13 protein-coding genes are annotated in these 15,443 nt (G+C 40.6%); 11 read left to right on the forward strand and 2 right to left on the reverse strand.

Annotation, left to right across the window (positions count from 1 at the left end; all coding sequences use genetic code 11):
• Window positions 1-106: 106 nt before the first annotated feature.
• The 8 genes from FEK29_RS10000 to FEK29_RS10035 all read left to right on the forward strand — a co-directional run bounded on the left by FEK29_RS10000 (window position 107) and on the right by FEK29_RS10035 (window position 10,843).
• Complete coding sequence (locus FEK29_RS10000) at window positions 107-3,937, forward strand: efflux RND transporter permease subunit (protein ID WP_138258296.1); 3,831 nt, start codon at window positions 107-109, stop codon at window positions 3,935-3,937.
• A 93-nt stretch (window positions 3,938-4,030) separates the two neighbouring features.
• A complete protein-coding gene (locus FEK29_RS10005) occupies window positions 4,031-4,375 on the forward strand; it encodes a four helix bundle protein (RefSeq protein WP_138258297.1) in 345 nt (114 codons plus the stop codon).
• On the forward strand, window positions 4,372-5,685 hold the full coding sequence (locus FEK29_RS10010; RefSeq protein ID WP_240042724.1) for a TolC family protein: 1,314 nt from the start codon (window positions 4,372-4,374) through the stop codon (window positions 5,683-5,685). The genes FEK29_RS10005 and FEK29_RS10010 overlap by 4 nt, the downstream gene beginning before the upstream one ends.
• Before the next feature lie 16 nt (window positions 5,686-5,701).
• A complete protein-coding gene (locus tag FEK29_RS10015; protein WP_138258299.1) occupies window positions 5,702-6,265 on the forward strand; it encodes a DUF3347 domain-containing protein in 564 nt (187 codons plus the stop codon).
• Between the two features lie 7 nt (window positions 6,266-6,272).
• Entirely contained in the window at window positions 6,273-7,502 is a 1,230-nt protein-coding gene (locus FEK29_RS10020) for a permease (protein WP_138258300.1), read from the forward strand.
• Between the two features lie 176 nt (window positions 7,503-7,678).
• Window positions 7,679-8,392: a heavy-metal-associated domain-containing protein gene (locus tag FEK29_RS10025; RefSeq protein WP_138258301.1), complete on the forward strand. Its 714-nt coding sequence runs from the start codon at window positions 7,679-7,681 to the stop codon at window positions 8,390-8,392.
• A 243-nt stretch (window positions 8,393-8,635) separates the two neighbouring features.
• A complete protein-coding gene (locus FEK29_RS10030; RefSeq protein WP_138258302.1) occupies window positions 8,636-8,983 on the forward strand; it encodes a four helix bundle protein in 348 nt (115 codons plus the stop codon).
• Window positions 8,984-9,085: 102 nt separating this feature from the next.
• Complete coding sequence (locus tag FEK29_RS10035; RefSeq protein ID WP_138258303.1) at window positions 9,086-10,843, forward strand: efflux RND transporter periplasmic adaptor subunit; 1,758 nt, start codon at window positions 9,086-9,088, stop codon at window positions 10,841-10,843.
• A gap of 300 nt (window positions 10,844-11,143) precedes the next feature.
• Here FEK29_RS10035 and FEK29_RS10040 read toward each other — a convergent pair whose 3' ends face one another.
• Both FEK29_RS10040 and FEK29_RS10045 read right to left on the reverse strand, forming a co-directional pair.
• The gene (locus tag FEK29_RS10040) at window positions 11,144-11,503 is read right to left on the reverse strand and encodes a helix-turn-helix domain-containing protein (RefSeq protein WP_138258304.1); all 360 of its coding nucleotides are present in this window, start codon (window positions 11,501-11,503) and stop codon (window positions 11,144-11,146) included.
• Between the two features lie 6 nt (window positions 11,504-11,509).
• Complete coding sequence (locus FEK29_RS10045; RefSeq protein ID WP_138258305.1) at window positions 11,510-11,734, reverse strand: type II toxin-antitoxin system ParD family antitoxin; 225 nt, start codon at window positions 11,732-11,734, stop codon at window positions 11,510-11,512.
• A 467-nt stretch (window positions 11,735-12,201) separates the two neighbouring features.
• On the opposite strand from FEK29_RS10045, the gene FEK29_RS10050 reads away from it, so the two are divergent.
• The 3 genes from FEK29_RS10050 to FEK29_RS10060 are packed head-to-tail and all read left to right on the forward strand — an operon-like array spanning window position 12,202 to window position 15,259.
• Window positions 12,202-12,933, forward strand: coding sequence for a DUF6088 family protein (locus FEK29_RS10050; RefSeq protein ID WP_138258306.1), 732 nt, complete (start codon window positions 12,202-12,204; stop codon window positions 12,931-12,933).
• The gene (locus FEK29_RS10055; RefSeq protein ID WP_138258307.1) at window positions 12,930-13,907 is read left to right on the forward strand and encodes a nucleotidyl transferase AbiEii/AbiGii toxin family protein; all 978 of its coding nucleotides are present in this window, start codon (window positions 12,930-12,932) and stop codon (window positions 13,905-13,907) included. The genes FEK29_RS10050 and FEK29_RS10055 overlap by 4 nt, the downstream gene beginning before the upstream one ends.
• 38 nt (window positions 13,908-13,945) lie before the next feature.
• Window positions 13,946-15,259: a protein kinase family protein gene (locus tag FEK29_RS10060; RefSeq protein WP_138258308.1), complete on the forward strand. Its 1,314-nt coding sequence runs from the start codon at window positions 13,946-13,948 to the stop codon at window positions 15,257-15,259.
• Window positions 15,260-15,443 lie beyond the last annotated feature (184 nt).

The following is a 15,443-nucleotide window of genomic DNA, read 5'->3' on the forward strand; positions in this document are numbered from 1 at the left end:
GGTAGTCTACTGTTCTGGTAGACCGCAAGCCCAATGATAGCAATTCATTTGGGCCTAACGTGTTTTTTATCCGCACGTTTGAATCACTGTTTAATAATCAAATCGTATGCTGAACAAAGCAATAAAATTTCTGATTGAAAATAAGTTGGTAGCAACCTTGCTATTGATACTTTTTACAGGCTGGGGTATTGTCCATGCACCGTTTAATTGGAATATGGACCGGTTAGGTATCGGGATACCTAATAACCCTGTCGCGGTGGACGCTATCCCCGATATCGGCGAAAACCAACAAATCGTTTTCACCAGATGGGACGGTCGTTCCCCCCAGGATATCGAAGATCAGATTACCTATCCGTTGACCACTTCTTTATTGGGTATTCCGGGTGTTAGGACCATCCGGAGTTCGTCCATGTTCGGGTTTTCGAGCATCTATATCATTTTTGAGGAGGACATCGAGTTTTATTGGTCTCGGAGTAGGATTCTGGAAAAATTGAATTCCCTTCCCAACGGCCTATTGCCCGATGGAGTCAACCCTACCTTGGGACCGGATGCCACTGGTTTGGGGCAGATTTTTTGGTACACCTTGGAAGGTAGGGACAAGGACGGTAATGTTACGGGCGGATGGGATTTGCAGGAACTTCGCAGCATACAGGATTACTACGTAAAATATGCGCTGTCCTCTGCAAACGGAGTCAGCGAAGTGGCATCCATAGGCGGATATGTTCAGGAATATCAAGTGGATGTAGACCCGGAAAAAATGCGCCAGTACAATATTGGCCTGGCCGATGTTGTAAAAGCGGTCAAGGAAAACAATCAGGATATTGGTGCACAAACCTTGGAAATGAACAATGCGGAATACCTCATACGCGGTCTGGGCTATGTAAAATCCATTTCCGATATAGAAAATGCGGTGGTGGATTCCAAAGATTTTACATCCATCCGAATCAAGGATGTGGCCAGGGTGAGCCTGGGGCCTGCGCCTAGGCGCGGTATCCTGGACAAGGAAGGGGCCGAGGTCGTTGGGGGCGTAGTGGTAGCCCGCTATGGTGCCAATCCATTGAAGGTGATCAACAATGTCAAGGATCAAATTGCCGAATTAAGTACAGGTTTACCTTCAAAACAATTGGCGGATGGGCGCACCTCGCAAGTGACCATCGTCCCATTTTACGATCGTACGGAGCTCATTCTGGAAACTTTGGGTACGCTCAACGAAGCCCTTACCATGGAAATCCTGATAACCATTTTGGTCATCATCATTATGGTGTTCAACCTCAGGGCTTCCGTATTGATTTCGGGATTATTGCCCGTAGCGGTTTTGATGGTTTTCATTGCAATGAAGCTTTTCAATGTGGATGCCAACATCGTGGCACTTTCAGGTATTGCCATTGCCATTGGTACGATGGTGGATGTGGGTGTAATCTTGGCGGAGAACATGATCCGCCATATGGATGACAAGGACCTGCGGTTGAATTTGGATGGTAGACCCTATACATCAAATGAATTGATTTACAACGCCACGTCCGAAGTATCCGGTGCCATTGTCACGGCGGTAATGACCACTATAATTAGTTTCCTTCCTGTATTTACCATGGTAGGTGCAGAGGGTAAACTCTTCAGTCCCTTGGCTTTTACCAAAACAATGGCCCTTGCTGCGGCACTCGTAATCGCATTGTTTCTAATACCGCCTTTCGCGGCCACCTTTTTTAGAAAAAGAGAAGTGCAGGCGCGGTTAAAATATATTTTGAACGGCCTAGGTATCTGTTTTGGAATCATGGCCATCCTCTTTGGCTATTGGGTGGGATTGGCGCTTGTAGCTTTTGGCGGAATAGGACTGTATTATTTAGCAGGTAAAAAGGAAGATGTCCGTTTCAATTTTTTTAATCGGGATTTTTTACTCACCAAGAATTTGCTGAACACCTTGGTTGCCGTAATTGCCGTAGTGTTCCTTTTGGCCGAATACTGGCGACCGCTTGGTTTCGACCGCAGTTTGGTCATGAACTTAATTTTCGTTGGTGTGATTTGTTTTGGGGTGTTGGGTATTTTTTCATTACTCCGAAAATATTACGATCGTATCTTGAACTGGGCTTTGGAGAATAGGATGCCATTTTTAGCCATCCCTTCAACACTGCTGGTGCTTGGTTTCCTGATTATGCGGAATACGGGCAAGGAATTCATGCCCGCGCTCAACGAGGGTTCCTTCCTCTTAATGCCCACATCTTTGCCCCATGCGGGCGTTGCCGAAAACAAACGGGTATTACAACAGTTGGATATGGCCGTAGCGACTATCCCTGAAATAGAAACCGTGGTGGGGAAAGCCGGCCGTACCGAATCTGCCTTGGATCCTGCACCGCTTTCCATGTACGAGAACGTGATTCAGTACAAATCGGAATATATGCGAAACGCCTCTGGGGAACGCCAACGCTACAAAATAGATGATAATGACCGCTTTGTTTTAAGAGATGTGCGGATTAGTGGATTTGAAGATGCACAAATTGTTTATGATTGGGAGGAAGGGGTCTATTATAAAATGAACTCTGATGAAAAACTACCATCATCCGCACATCCTCACATCAATACATCAGATAATCTAATTCCCGATGCCGATGGTGAATATTTTCGCAATTGGCGATCTGAAATTCAAAGTCCGGATGACATCTGGAATGAAATCGTTCGGGTTACAAAATTCCCGGGAGTTACATCCGCACCAAAACTACAGCCCATAGAAACCCGCTTGGTCATGTTGCAAACGGGAATGCGTGCACCCATGGGCATTAAGGTAAAGGGACAGGACCTTCGGGAAATCGAAGCATTTGGCCTTCAGCTTGAAGAAATACTAAAACAGGCTGTAGGGGTGAAGCAACAGGCCGTATTCGCCGACCGAATTGTGGGGAAACCTTATTTGTTGGTAGATATTAAACGCGAGCAACTCGCCCGTTACGGTGCATCGATCATGGACGTTCAGGAAGTCCTACAAGTGGCCGTTGGCGGCATGCCCCTTACCCAAACGGTAGAAGGACGGGAACGCTACGCCGTTAGAGTTCGCTATCCGCGTGAGTTAAGGGGTAATCCAACAGATTTGGGCAATATTTATGTCCCTGTTGAAAATGGGAGTCCGGTTCCGATTGGCGAACTGGTGGACATTCGCTTTGAGCAAGGGCCACAGGTCATAAAGAGCGAGGACACGTTTTTGGTAGGCTACGTATTGTTCGACAAACTGGACGGTTTTGCGGAAGTGGATGTCGTGGAAAATGCCCAGACCTTGATTCAGGACAAAATAGAAAGTGGTGACCTGACCGTTCCCAAGGGCATCAGCTATAAATTTACGGGAACCTATGAAAATCAGTTGCGAGCCGAGAAAACCCTATCTATCGTGATTCCCTTGTGTTTGTTGATTATATTCCTTATCCTATACTTTCAGTTTAGATCGGTGACCACCTCATTGATGGTATTTACGGGTATTGCGATTGCCTTTGCCGGTGGTTTTGTCATGATTTGGCTCTATGGTCAGGATTGGTTTTTAAATTTCAGTTTTTTCGGTGAGAGCCTCCGTGAACTGTTCAACATCAAGACCATCAACCTGAGTGTTGCAGTATGGGTTGGGTTTATTGCACTCTTTGGAATCGCTACAGATGATGGTGTCGTAATGGCTACCTATCTTGACCAGTCTTTTGAAAAGGAAAGGCCCAGTGATATAAAGGGTGTGCGTAAAGCTACTTTGCAAGCTGCTGGAAAACGTATCCGCCCTTGTTTGATGACTACCGTAACGACCGTACTTGCATTATTGCCCGTGCTGACATCCACTGGAAAAGGAAGTGATATTATGATCCCGATGGCTATTCCCATCATGGGTGGGATGCTCATTGATGTAACCTCTTATTTCTTGTTACCGGTTCTTTATAGCTGGCGGGAGGAGGTGAAAGTGAAAAATGAAGTATAAAGAGTGAAGAATGAAAAATGAAAAATGAAAAATGAAAAATGAAAAATGAAAAGTGAATAATTTAAATGAAAACATAAAATCAAAACCTAGCGGATGGGAAAGAATGTTATAAAAGAAAAGAGTTTCGAATTTGGGGTGAAAATTGTGCGATTGTCCAAAGCACTTAATTCCCAAAGCGAACTTGTTATTTCCCGCCAACTGCTACGTAGTGGTACTGCGGTTGGGGCCTTGATTCGCGAAGCTGAGTTTGGCGAGAGCAAGGCAGACTTTGCCCATAAAATGAATATTTCACTAAAACAGGCCAATGAAACGTTGTACTGGCTTGATTTGCTTGTAGCGGCTGAATTACTAAATGAGGACAACGTTTGTGTGGAGAAATCCCTTTCCAAGGAAATCATTCCAATGTTGGTTTCCACTTTAAAAACGATTAGAAAATGAGTTCGGTAATTTTACAAAATTCAAAAATGACTGTTTCAAAAGGACTTAAGGGTACACTCACTTTTTGTCTGTCATTTTCACCCGTAAGCTTGAAACGGACCTTAGTTTTTAGCTTTTCACTTTTCCTTTTTCATTCAATAGTTGCACAGGATTTGCAATTCTATATTTTGGAAGCCGAAAGGAACAATCCCAATATTCAGGCTTTTGAGCTTAGGTATGACATTGCCAAGGAAAAGATCCGTGAGGTCAATGCATTGCCCAACACCTCTCTTAGTGCCGGATATTTTGTGAGTGAACCCGAAACAAGGACGGGCGCGCAACGGGCACGTTTTTCCATTTCCCAGATGTTACCTTGGTTCGGGACAATAACGGCACGTTCAAGCTATGCAAGCTCCATGGCGGAAACGGAATTTGTGGAAAAAGCCATTGCCAAACGGAAATTGGCCCTTTCGGTCGCACAATCCTACTATCAATTATATGCCATACAGGCGAAGCAGGAAATTTTGGACGAGAACATCCAATTGTTACAAACCTATGAACGATTGGCTTTGACATCAGTTGAAGTTGGCAAAGCATCTGCCGTGGATGTCCTGAAATTGCAGATGAGGCAAAATGAATTGCAGCAGGAAAAGGTAATACTAAAGGAAAATTATACGGCGGAGCAGGCAAGCTTTAATAGCCTTTTGAATCGGAAAGAGACCATCGCCGTGGAAGTCGTCCCGGAAATGACAATTCCCTTGGAAGATCCTATGTATGCTACGGAAAGTTTGACTCTCAATCCGGAATTGCTCAAATATGATAGGCTTTACGAATCTGTTGAACAATCGGAACTATTGAACCAGAAGGAAAGTGCACCAAATATTGGTTTTGGGTTGGATTACGTACCCGTTTCGGAACGGCCCGACATGACATTTAACGATAACGGTAAGGATATCATTATGCCCATGGTATCACTTTCGATACCTATTTTTAACAACCGTTTTACCTCGGTATCAAAACAGAACGAACTACGCCAAAAGGAAATCGAATTTCAGAGAACGGAACGATTGAACCTTCTGGAAGCGGCTTTGGCAAAGGCAACATCGGAACAAAATCAGGCACGGATAAAATTCAATACCCAAGAAAAAAACCTGGAACAGGCCCGCGATGCCGAGGAGATTCTGATAAAGAATTATGAAGCCGGAACAATCGATTTTAACGATGTGCTGGACATACAGGAATTACAGTTAAAATTTCAAATGAATCAGATTGAGTCGGTTCGTGCGTACTACCTTCAATCGGCCATCATCAACTATTTAATAAATCAATGATCTAAATTCAAAATCTATGAAATCAATACGTATTGAAAACGCAAAATCAAGAAAACCCATGGTAAATAGAACATTTTTCAAGACATTTTCGGCAATAGTGTCCTTAGCAGCGCTTGTTGCCTGCAAAAACGAACCAAAATCCAATGGTGAGACCCAGGTCAAAGAAGAGGCGAGTCAGGAGACGTCAGCGTTGTCGTTTAATGATAGCAAAGTGGGCAACCAATTTCAGCATTATATCCATCTTAAGACGGCACTTGTAAATTCGGATGCTGTGGAAGCACAATCGGGTGCCAAAATGCTGATGGAAAATACTGTGGATGCCGCTCTAAAGGAAATGTTGGCAAAAATTGCAGCATCGAACGAGATTGAGGATCAACGTGTCGTATTTTCAGAGGTAACCAAGAAAATCACGGAGATAGTGGATGCATCCATTTCTTCCGGCGAAGTCTATATGCAGTACTGCCCGATGGCATTTAACAATGAAGGAGGCTATTGGTTATCGACCGAAAAGGAGATTCGTAACCCTTATTTTGGGGATAGGATGCTCACATGTGGGAAGGTGACGGAAATTATCAAGTAACTTTTCAATGGATGATTTTTTACATAAGTGGGGCGAAGCCGCCTATACATCGACAGGGTTTTTCTGGATGGCTCTTTGGGCGTTTATCCTAGGATACATCATTAGCAGTATGATACAAATTTTTGTTACAGAAAAACGTATGCAGGAAACGATGGGGGAGAGCGAAGGCAAAGGCGTTTTGCTGGGCACATTCTTTGGTTTCATAAGTAGTTCGTGCAGTTTTGCCGCCTTGGCCAGTACAAAATCAATTTTTAAAAAAGGTGCCAGTTTTATTGCGTCCATTGCGTTTCTGCTAGCTTCTACCAATTTGGTCATAGAGCTGGGAATCATTATATCCATTTTTTTGGGATGGCAATTTGTAGTTGGGGAATATGTTGGCGGTTTGCTGTTGATTGCGATTAGTTGGATTCTAATCAAATTGATCAACCCCAAAAAACTCATTTCCAACGCAAGAAGGAATTTGGAGAGCATTGAGGATAAAGATGATAGTGACACTTCCAAGGATTGGAAAAAACAGATTCAAAAAGAGGATAGCTGGGCGCGGGTAGGTAAAAAATACAAAATGGAATGGCAGATGGTGTGGAAGGACGTGACCGTAGGTTTCACTATTGCAGGAATCGTAGCGGCCTTTATCCCAGATTCATTCTTCGAGACCCTTTTCATTAATAGTGGTCAAGGAAATAAGAAACTTTCATTTCTCGTAATTCTGGAACATATCGTAGTAGGACCCGTAGCGGCATTCCTCACATTTATTGGATCTATGGGCAACATACCTTTGGCAGCCCTATTATATGGAAAGGGTGTTAGCTTTGCAGGAGTCATGGCCTTTATTTTCAGTGATTTGGTTGTTTTTCCAGTATTGCGCATCAATGCAAAATACTATGGATGGAAAATGTCGTTTTTTATCCTGTTTTTATTGTTTACCGCGTTGATCGGCACCTCGTTGGCCCTATACTATGGTTTCGATGTATTGGGCATGCTGCCAGATCCGTCACAGGTAAAGATTCAGGATGCCGAGCATTTTAAAATAGATTACACCTTCTATTTGAACATCGCTTTTTTGGCCATTTCCGCCTATCTCATTTATTTGGGATTCTTTAAGAAAAAGGATGTGGAACATTCCATGAGCGAAATGGCACCCAAAAGCCCCTTGTTCGAAAAGACTTTGAAATATGCGGCCTTTATCTGCTATGCATGGCTTGCGGGGGGATTGATTATAAAATTTTTAATAACATAAAATGAAATGTGCCATAACAGGTCTTGATGTCCACTAAGATGTCCCGATAGCTATGGGGATGGCGAATTCGAAGATTATGAACATCCGTGTAAACAAACCAAAATGATGACAATAATTGCAATCCTGTGCTGAGCGTAGCCCAAGCATAACCTATGACCAACAATAAAAATAAATAGATGAAACATACGTACCATATACAAGGAATGACCTGTAACGGTTGCAGGACCCATGTTGAGGAGACGCTTTCAAAAATAGAAGGTGTTAGGAACGCTTCCGTCGATTTGGAAAAGGCCGAAGCAATTATTGAGATGGAGCATCATATCGATGTAAACACCTTACAAAAGTCACTTCCGGATAAATATAGCATTTCAGAAAGGCCAATGATAACGATGGCTGAAACAAGAATGGAAACAAAATCGAAACTGGAGCAGCTACGGCCGTTGTTTTTAATCTTGGGATATATAACCGTAGCCTCGATTCTACTCAATTACAATAGACCCAATTGGGAAGGGGCGATGCTTGATTTTATGGGGCTTTTCTACATTGTGTTCAGCTTTTTTAAGATGCTCGATCTTAAAGGGTTTCCCGATAGTTTTCGAATGTACGACCCCTTGGCAAAGGCCGTACCTTTTTATGCTTGGGTATACCCCTTTATAGAGACCATTTTAGGAGTATTGTTCTTGATGAGACTCTATGTGCCTTTTGCATTGATTGCCACACTGGTCGTTCTGGGAATTACAACGATAGGGGTCACGAGGACACTTTTGGATAAGAAATCCATACAATGCGCCTGTTTGGGAACGGCACTCAAATTGCCAATGACAGAGGCAACATTTATTGAAAATACCATTATGATCGTAATGGCCATAAGTATGTTAATCGGTCTTTAAAAAAGGATGGTTTGATGTGCGGATGGTTTGATTTGCGGATGGTTTGATGTGTGGATGGGTTTGATGTGTGGATGGTTTGATGGGGGGATTGTTTGATGTGTGGATTGTTTGATGTGCGGATGGTTGGATGTGCGGATGGGTTTGATGTGCGGATGGTTTGATGTGCGGATTGTTTGATGTGTGGATTGTTTGATGTGTGGATGGGTTTGATGTTATGATTGAAGGTTTAAGAATTATATAGGTATGAGAAAGAACGAGTTATTGGAAGTCACTTTTAAACTTGCTTTATTAATAATAGCCTATTCGGAGGAATTGGAGAAAGCTGGGAAGTACGTAATTGCCCGCCAGATTATGCGGTCTGGAACCTCCATAGGGGCCAACTCCAGGGAATCACAAGGTGCTGAAAGTAGAGCCGATTTCATTCATAAACTCAAAATTGCATATAAGGAAGCACAGGAAACGGAATATTGGTTATTACTATGCCAGGAATCCCAAACATATCCAAACCCGGATGAGGACCTGGTTTCCCATTTGAAATCCAGTTTAAAACTGATAGGTAAAATAATTTCAACTTCAAAAAAATCAAAATGAAACATCCATGGCATTTATTGACAACGATAAAATGATTGCATGGATGTTACATGCCTTTACGAATCGTAGCCGAAGTTTTGCCATTGAAAAACAATAAAAAACATGAAAAAATATGTCATTTATCTACTGATCTTGATATTGGGAATTGTTGCTGGGGGGTACTTTTTCTCCAATAGTAAGGAAAATACATCCGCCCATCCACCCATCAACGCATCAATTAATCAAGAAATGTGGACTTGCTCCATGCATCCCCAGATAATGCAACCGGAGCCGGGAGACTGTCCCATTTGTGGTATGGAACTCATACCGGCCGAAACAGGGCAAGATGGTCTGGCAGCCGGTCAATTTACCATGACCGCCAATGCCCTGGCCTTGGCCAATGTTCAGACTATGGTCATAGGCGCGACTTCTACGAATGTTAGCGGTACCATCAATCTGTCCGGCAACATAGCTGTCAATGAGGAGGCCATTGCCGTTCAGGCCAGTTATTTTGATGGAAGAATCGAAAAGTTGCATGTCAACTATGAAGGACAGGACATGGGCAAAGGAGAATTGTTGGCATCCATTTATGCTCCAGAATTGGTGGCTGCCCAACAGGAACTGTTGACCGCGGCATCCCTGAAAGGCTCACAGCCCCAACTATATCAGGCGGTCAGAAATAAGTTGAAGCTTTGGAAATTGACCGAAAAACAAATCGACGGTATTGAAAGTTCTGGAAAAGTAACGGAGTCTTTTCCCGTGTATGCAACGGTCTCGGGAACGGTTTCAGAAGTTATGAGTGCCGAAGGCGATTATGTCAAAAAGGGACAGCCCATTGTAAAATTGAGTGACTTAAGTACGGTCTGGGCAGAATTTGATGCGTATGAAAGTCAACTGTCAGTATTCAAAAAAGGGCAGAATATACGTATTACCACAAATGCATATCCAAATAAATCCTTTGATGGTAAAATAGCCTTTATAGATCCTATTTTGGACAATGCTACGAGAACAGTAACGGTTAGGGCCACTCTAAAGAATGAGGAGGACATTTTTAAACCTGGGATGTTCGTTTCGGGCGCAATCGAAGGTATTCATGGTGGAGAAAGTGAAACAGAACTATTGGTTCCAACATCCGCCATTATGTGGACCGGGGAACGCTCATTGGTCTATGTAAAGGTGAAAAAGGACGAACCCGTATTTGAGATGCGTGAAGTGATGTTGGGAACTAGAATCGGTGAGCAAATTCAAGTGACTTCTGGGTTGGAAGCTGGCGAGGAAATTGTCACCAACGGCACCTTTACGGTAGATGCCGCAGCCCAATTGCAGGGTAAAAGAAGTATGATGAACAAATTGGGCGGAAAATCAATGACGGGACATGAAGGCCATGCTGGAATGCAACAAAACATGGTTTTAAATAATCATAATGCCATGATGCCAATGAAATTTTCCGAGTCCTTTGAGAAAAATTTTAAAGAAGTTCTACCAATATACTTTAGGCTGAAGGACGCTCTTGTTGCCGGTAATACCGAACGGAGTTCCCTTGAAGCAAAAGCGATGAAAGACGCATTGCAGAATATCGATAATTCGGAATTGGGGAATATGGAAAAGGACCGTTTCGGCAAAATTACTGAAATGATAAAGGCAATTACCGTAAATCAGGATATAGAAAATCAACGAAGCCATTTCGTAATTCTAAATGAAAATATGGTAGCTATTGCTAGTAGCTTTAATTCCTTCGAAAAAACGCTTTACATCCAGCAATGTCCTATGGCGAATAGCAACAGGGGCGCTGTATGGTTGAGTATGGATAAGGATATTAAAAACCCCTATTTTGGGGATGCCATGTTGACCTGTGGAGCTGTAATAGATTCCCTAAAATAATTCAAGGGTAACCTATTTTTTTGAGGTGTTTGTTGATTTAAAAAGAGTACTTAGCTTATTTCCCGATACAGTATTTTTTGAACCCTTATAGCATCGGGCTTTAGAAGGGAAAGGTGTACCCGAGGTGTACTTATTTTTTAATCTTTTCCCGCGACTATTCGAAAATATTCCCGAGTAAAACTTTAACATTTTAAAGGTATGAAAATTGTCCGATTTTGAACCAAAAAGAGCCTTTATTTGAAATTGTAAATTTTGAATATGATGGATAAGTCAATGTTAGAAATTGGAAATACAAAACACTCATTGTAGAATAATATCGCCGTCAATGTTCAATTTTTGATGAAGGATTCTCGCATGCTTAAGAGTTATTTCTTTTTTGTCTTTTAAATAAGCACTTATTTTAGATTCGCTTGTGTTTAGAAGAGTGGCTAAATCTTTTCTTTTAAGGTTCATTTCCAGCATTCGCAACTCGATTACTTCTACCAAGCTTGACAATCCGATAGAGTAGTGGACTTCTTCATATTGTTCGATGATATTGCTGACCTCTAGAAATTCTTTGGTCAGTGGGTTTTCAAATGGGGTGTTATCATCTACAACTTTTATCAATTCCTCTAAGCGGAGGTTCGCCTTGACGTATTCTTTATGTGATGCTGTTGTCATAGGGAATTATGATTTTTTCTTGGAAGCGATAATAGCTTTTATAGTCTTTTCACTATCAGGACCTTCCCAGCCTTTTTTGATTTCTTTTCTTAAATTTTTGATTAGTGTTTCACGGTGAATACGGTGTAATCTGACAGCATCCCTTACCACTTCGCTCTTATTTTGATATTCACCAGACTTGATTAGATTGGTTATATAGTCCTGTTGTTTTTTATTGATAGTGATCTTCATTGCTATAGCTTTGAGGCATAAAGATACAATCAAATTCAATTTCCGATTTCATCTCTAAAACGTCTATTGATTATAATAAACGGGCGTTGGCAAGGTAAGGGCATGGAGCGTTTTTCTCGTTCCATGCGGTTATGCGCGGTGCCGAGGGTGTTGGAAAACCACAGGTTTTTCAGCTTCCGGAGGAACATGGATTTGCATGACGATTGCCTTTTTAATGTCAAGTTTTCTGCGCAAAAAACTTGACTTGTCGGCATTTATTTAAGTTTCGGAAGAAAGAATTGAATGGGTAGTTTGCGAATAAACTTAACTATACCCTAACCCTTTTACCTTGCGAGCGTTTTTTATAGCTCGCAAGGTAAAAGGGTTATATAAACAATGCAATTAAAGTTATCAGCACTTATTAAATATGTCCAGTTTTTTATTAAATAAACTGGACATTTTAAATACCTTTGTATAAATAGTTTCCAATGAAAACCTCTGAATACATTGAAGATAAGATTAATAAGTTGCCCAAAGGGTATGTATTCACCTATATGGATTTTATGAACGAGGTGACTAGGAGGGAAGCCATCATTAAACATCTGAATAGAATGGCTGCTGCTGGTAAGATAAACAAGCTATCCAAAGGTAAATACTTCAAGCCGCAAGAAACCGTATTTGGTACTTTGTTGCCAGACCAACACCAAATTGTAAAAGACTTGTTGGAGGAAGATGACAAACTTGTCGGATATATTACGGGGTATAGCGTTTACAATTCCCTGGGGCTTACCACGCAAGTAAGTAGCACGATACAGATAGGCAAACGGGAGATACGCCCCTCATTTAAAAGAGGTCGTTTTAGAATCTCGTTCATCAAACAAAAGAACACCATCAATAAGGAGAATATTCCTTTATTACGATTGTTGGATGCCATACGCCACATCAAGAAAATACCCGATACCACCATTGAGAAAAGTTGTATTCGATTAATGGCATTATTGCGGGAATTGAAAACTGACGAACAGATAAAACTGATGAAATTAGCTTTTAAGTATTCCCCTGCAACCAGAGCTTTATTAGGTGCATTGTTAAGCGAAATCAGTTGCAAGGCGGAGTCTGAACTAAGAGACCTTCAAGATAGTTTAAATCCAATAACGGTTTATAATCTCAATATTTCTGAAAAGGTGTTGTCAAATGCTAAATACTGGAATATAAAATGAAGCTGCACGAGAACGAACAACTTTTCAGGCAAGCGGTACAAGCAACCTCACAACGGATGGGTATTTTGGATATCTACATTGAAAAGGACTATTGGGTATGCTATGCCTTAAAACTAATATTTAATAGTGCAATCAAAGATGAAGTCATATTTAAGGGAGGTACGGCCTTGTCAAAGTGTTATAACTTCATAGAACGTTTTTCCGAGGATATTGATTTAGTCGTACTGCGCAGAGAAGGAGAAACAGGAAACCAACTAAAGACAAAGCTTAAAAAAATTACCAAGGAAATTACTGCGCCATTCGTAGAGGAGGAAATGGAAGGGATTACCAATAAATTGGGAATGATTCGAAAGATAGCCTATAACTACCCTAAAATATTCAAAGGGAATTACGGACAGGTACGGGATGCCATTGTCATAGAGGCCACATGGTTGGGATATTTTGAACCACATACAAAACGAGTCTTAAATACCTATATCTATGATATGATGAATGCTACTAATCAAAGGGCATTAGCAGAAGAATACGATCTATTACCCTTTGAAGCACTTGTTTTGGATTCTCGTAGGACACTTTGTGAAAAGATAATGAGCTTGGTACGGTTCTCACATACGGAAAACCCCATTACCGACTTGAATGCCAAAATTAGGCATGTGTACGATATTCATCAATTGTTGAAAGATGAAACGGTCCAAAATTTTTTCAATTCAGAAGATTTTGATACGATGCTCCTAAAAGTTGCCCATGATGATGTACAAAGTTTTAAGAACAACAATGAATGGTTACAATACCATCCGAAGGAAGCCTTGATTTTTAAAGAACCCGAAGAAACTTGGAACCAACTTAAAGATACCTATCAGAATGATTTTAAGTTTTTAGTTTATGGGGAGTTGCCAAAAGAAGAGGGTGTACTGGCCACGATTATTAATGTATCTAAACGATTGGTTCTTTTAAACTGGACTATTTCGCTTTAGAAATCCATAGATTTACTCAAAATATTACAACTAATTAGATGGAGTTACATACACATAAGAGATTAAATATTCTTTTCAAAAATCCATTTAGGACACTACTTCAAGTAAAAACGGGCCGAATTGTCAAGCAAATTAAAGATATGCCTGATAATTTGTTTTCGTCGCAAAGTGTTGATTATATTGTCAATGACCTTTTTGATGATTATAAAATTGGCGATTTACCAATCATTTTCTGGGAAAAAGGAACTACCAAAATATCTAACGTAAAGTTGACTTCACAAGATTTACCAAGTTCTTTTGATAGAGGTTTTAATGGCACGATTGAGCGTAAAAAAATCGACTTCTTTATACCAATTAGTGATGGCAGACACGACATAATGGTCTACAGGGGAGACAAGATAGACTATAATAAGCCCTTCGCGGGAGGTATGAGCTATTCTACCAAGTCTTTTAATCCAGTCGGAGTGCCTTACGTAATTGATGGCAACAAACTTCAATTTACATACATAGACCTTTGGCAAAATCCAGAAAAAACCAATGAAACCTTTTTTGATGACAAGAAAATTTTCAATGAATTTTATTTAGAGTTAAAAACTACAATTGAAGAGTATAATTTTAATTTGCCGAATGTTTTACGTTCACTTGTAAATCAAAGAATTGAAAAGTTAAAACGAGATCAGGAATATGAATCAAAGCTTGTCTTTCCTATAGTTAGTGACCCAAATTTAACCGATTTCTTTATTCCAAAAAAGGTTCTTAAGTCAAAGAAGATTCAACCTAAACCTAAAAAGATAACTCCGAATACTCCCACTTATGAGTGGTATATTACCGAAGATGACTTCACCCATATTCTAAAAATACTACATGATTGCGGCAAGATGTGGGAAAAATATCCAAGATTGTATATAGGTAGAGATGAAGAAACCTTAAGGGATCAATTGTTGTTTGTATTAGTTCCAAACATTATTGCTGTAGTTGCAGGGGAAGCCTATAATAAGAAAGGTAAAACAGACATTTCTATTAAGCATGAGAATACAAACCTATTCATAGGAGAATGCAAGATTTGGAAAGGACCTAAAACTCTTATTGAAACAATCAACCAAATTTTGAAATATTTGACATGGAGAGATTCCAAATCTGCTGTGCTCAACTTTGTGCCCAATGAGGATTTTTCTAATGTTTTAGATAGTGCTGAAAAAACAATTCTGCAACATCCAAATTATATTGGAAAGAATAAAGAGTATGAAAAAGGATGGTCTAATTATAGTTTTCGTTTATCAGAGAAATCTGATGTAATTATTACTATAGCTTTTCAATTTATACACACCCCAGAGCTTTATAGTAAGGAATAAATAATATTCATTTGAAGATTAGCTGTTTAGTTTAAAACGATGGACTTTTATTGGGACGTTAATTAATTCTAATTTCAAGCAAACATTGTGTCCCAAATCTTACCTAAAAACTTTGCGCATGGATCCTGTCCGGTTTTTGTAGTGATTCCGGCAGATTAGCGTAAAGCAAAAACCGGATAGGGCG

The sequence above is a fragment of the Maribacter aurantiacus genome, assembly GCF_005780245.1.
Taxonomy (GTDB): domain Bacteria; phylum Bacteroidota; class Bacteroidia; order Flavobacteriales; family Flavobacteriaceae; genus Maribacter; species Maribacter flavus.

What these genes read in the sequence shown, in the direction of transcription:
- FEK29_RS10000 (WP_138258296.1), top strand. Translation starts at nt 107, where the DNA reads ATGCTGAACAAAGCAATAAAATTTCTGATTGAAAATAAGTTGGTAGCA.
- FEK29_RS10005 (WP_138258297.1), top strand. Translation starts at nt 4,031, where the DNA reads ATGGGAAAGAATGTTATAAAAGAAAAGAGTTTCGAATTTGGGGTGAAA.
- FEK29_RS10010 (WP_240042724.1), top strand. Translation starts at nt 4,372, where the DNA reads ATGAGTTCGGTAATTTTACAAAATTCAAAAATGACTGTTTCAAAAGGA.
- FEK29_RS10015 (WP_138258299.1), top strand. Translation starts at nt 5,702, where the DNA reads ATGAAATCAATACGTATTGAAAACGCAAAATCAAGAAAACCCATGGTA.
- FEK29_RS10020 (WP_138258300.1), top strand. Translation starts at nt 6,273, where the DNA reads ATGGATGATTTTTTACATAAGTGGGGCGAAGCCGCCTATACATCGACA.
- FEK29_RS10025 (WP_138258301.1), top strand. Translation starts at nt 7,679, where the DNA reads ATGAAACATACGTACCATATACAAGGAATGACCTGTAACGGTTGCAGG.
- FEK29_RS10030 (WP_138258302.1), top strand. Translation starts at nt 8,636, where the DNA reads ATGAGAAAGAACGAGTTATTGGAAGTCACTTTTAAACTTGCTTTATTA.
- FEK29_RS10035 (WP_138258303.1), top strand. Translation starts at nt 9,086, where the DNA reads ATGAAAAAATATGTCATTTATCTACTGATCTTGATATTGGGAATTGTT.
- FEK29_RS10040 (WP_138258304.1), bottom strand. Translation starts at nt 11,503, where the DNA reads ATGACAACAGCATCACATAAAGAATACGTCAAGGCGAACCTCCGCTTA.
- FEK29_RS10045 (WP_138258305.1), bottom strand. Translation starts at nt 11,734, where the DNA reads ATGAAGATCACTATCAATAAAAAACAACAGGACTATATAACCAATCTA.
- FEK29_RS10050 (WP_138258306.1), top strand. Translation starts at nt 12,202, where the DNA reads ATGAAAACCTCTGAATACATTGAAGATAAGATTAATAAGTTGCCCAAA.
- FEK29_RS10055 (WP_138258307.1), top strand. Translation starts at nt 12,930, where the DNA reads ATGAAGCTGCACGAGAACGAACAACTTTTCAGGCAAGCGGTACAAGCA.
- FEK29_RS10060 (WP_138258308.1), top strand. Translation starts at nt 13,946, where the DNA reads ATGGAGTTACATACACATAAGAGATTAAATATTCTTTTCAAAAATCCA.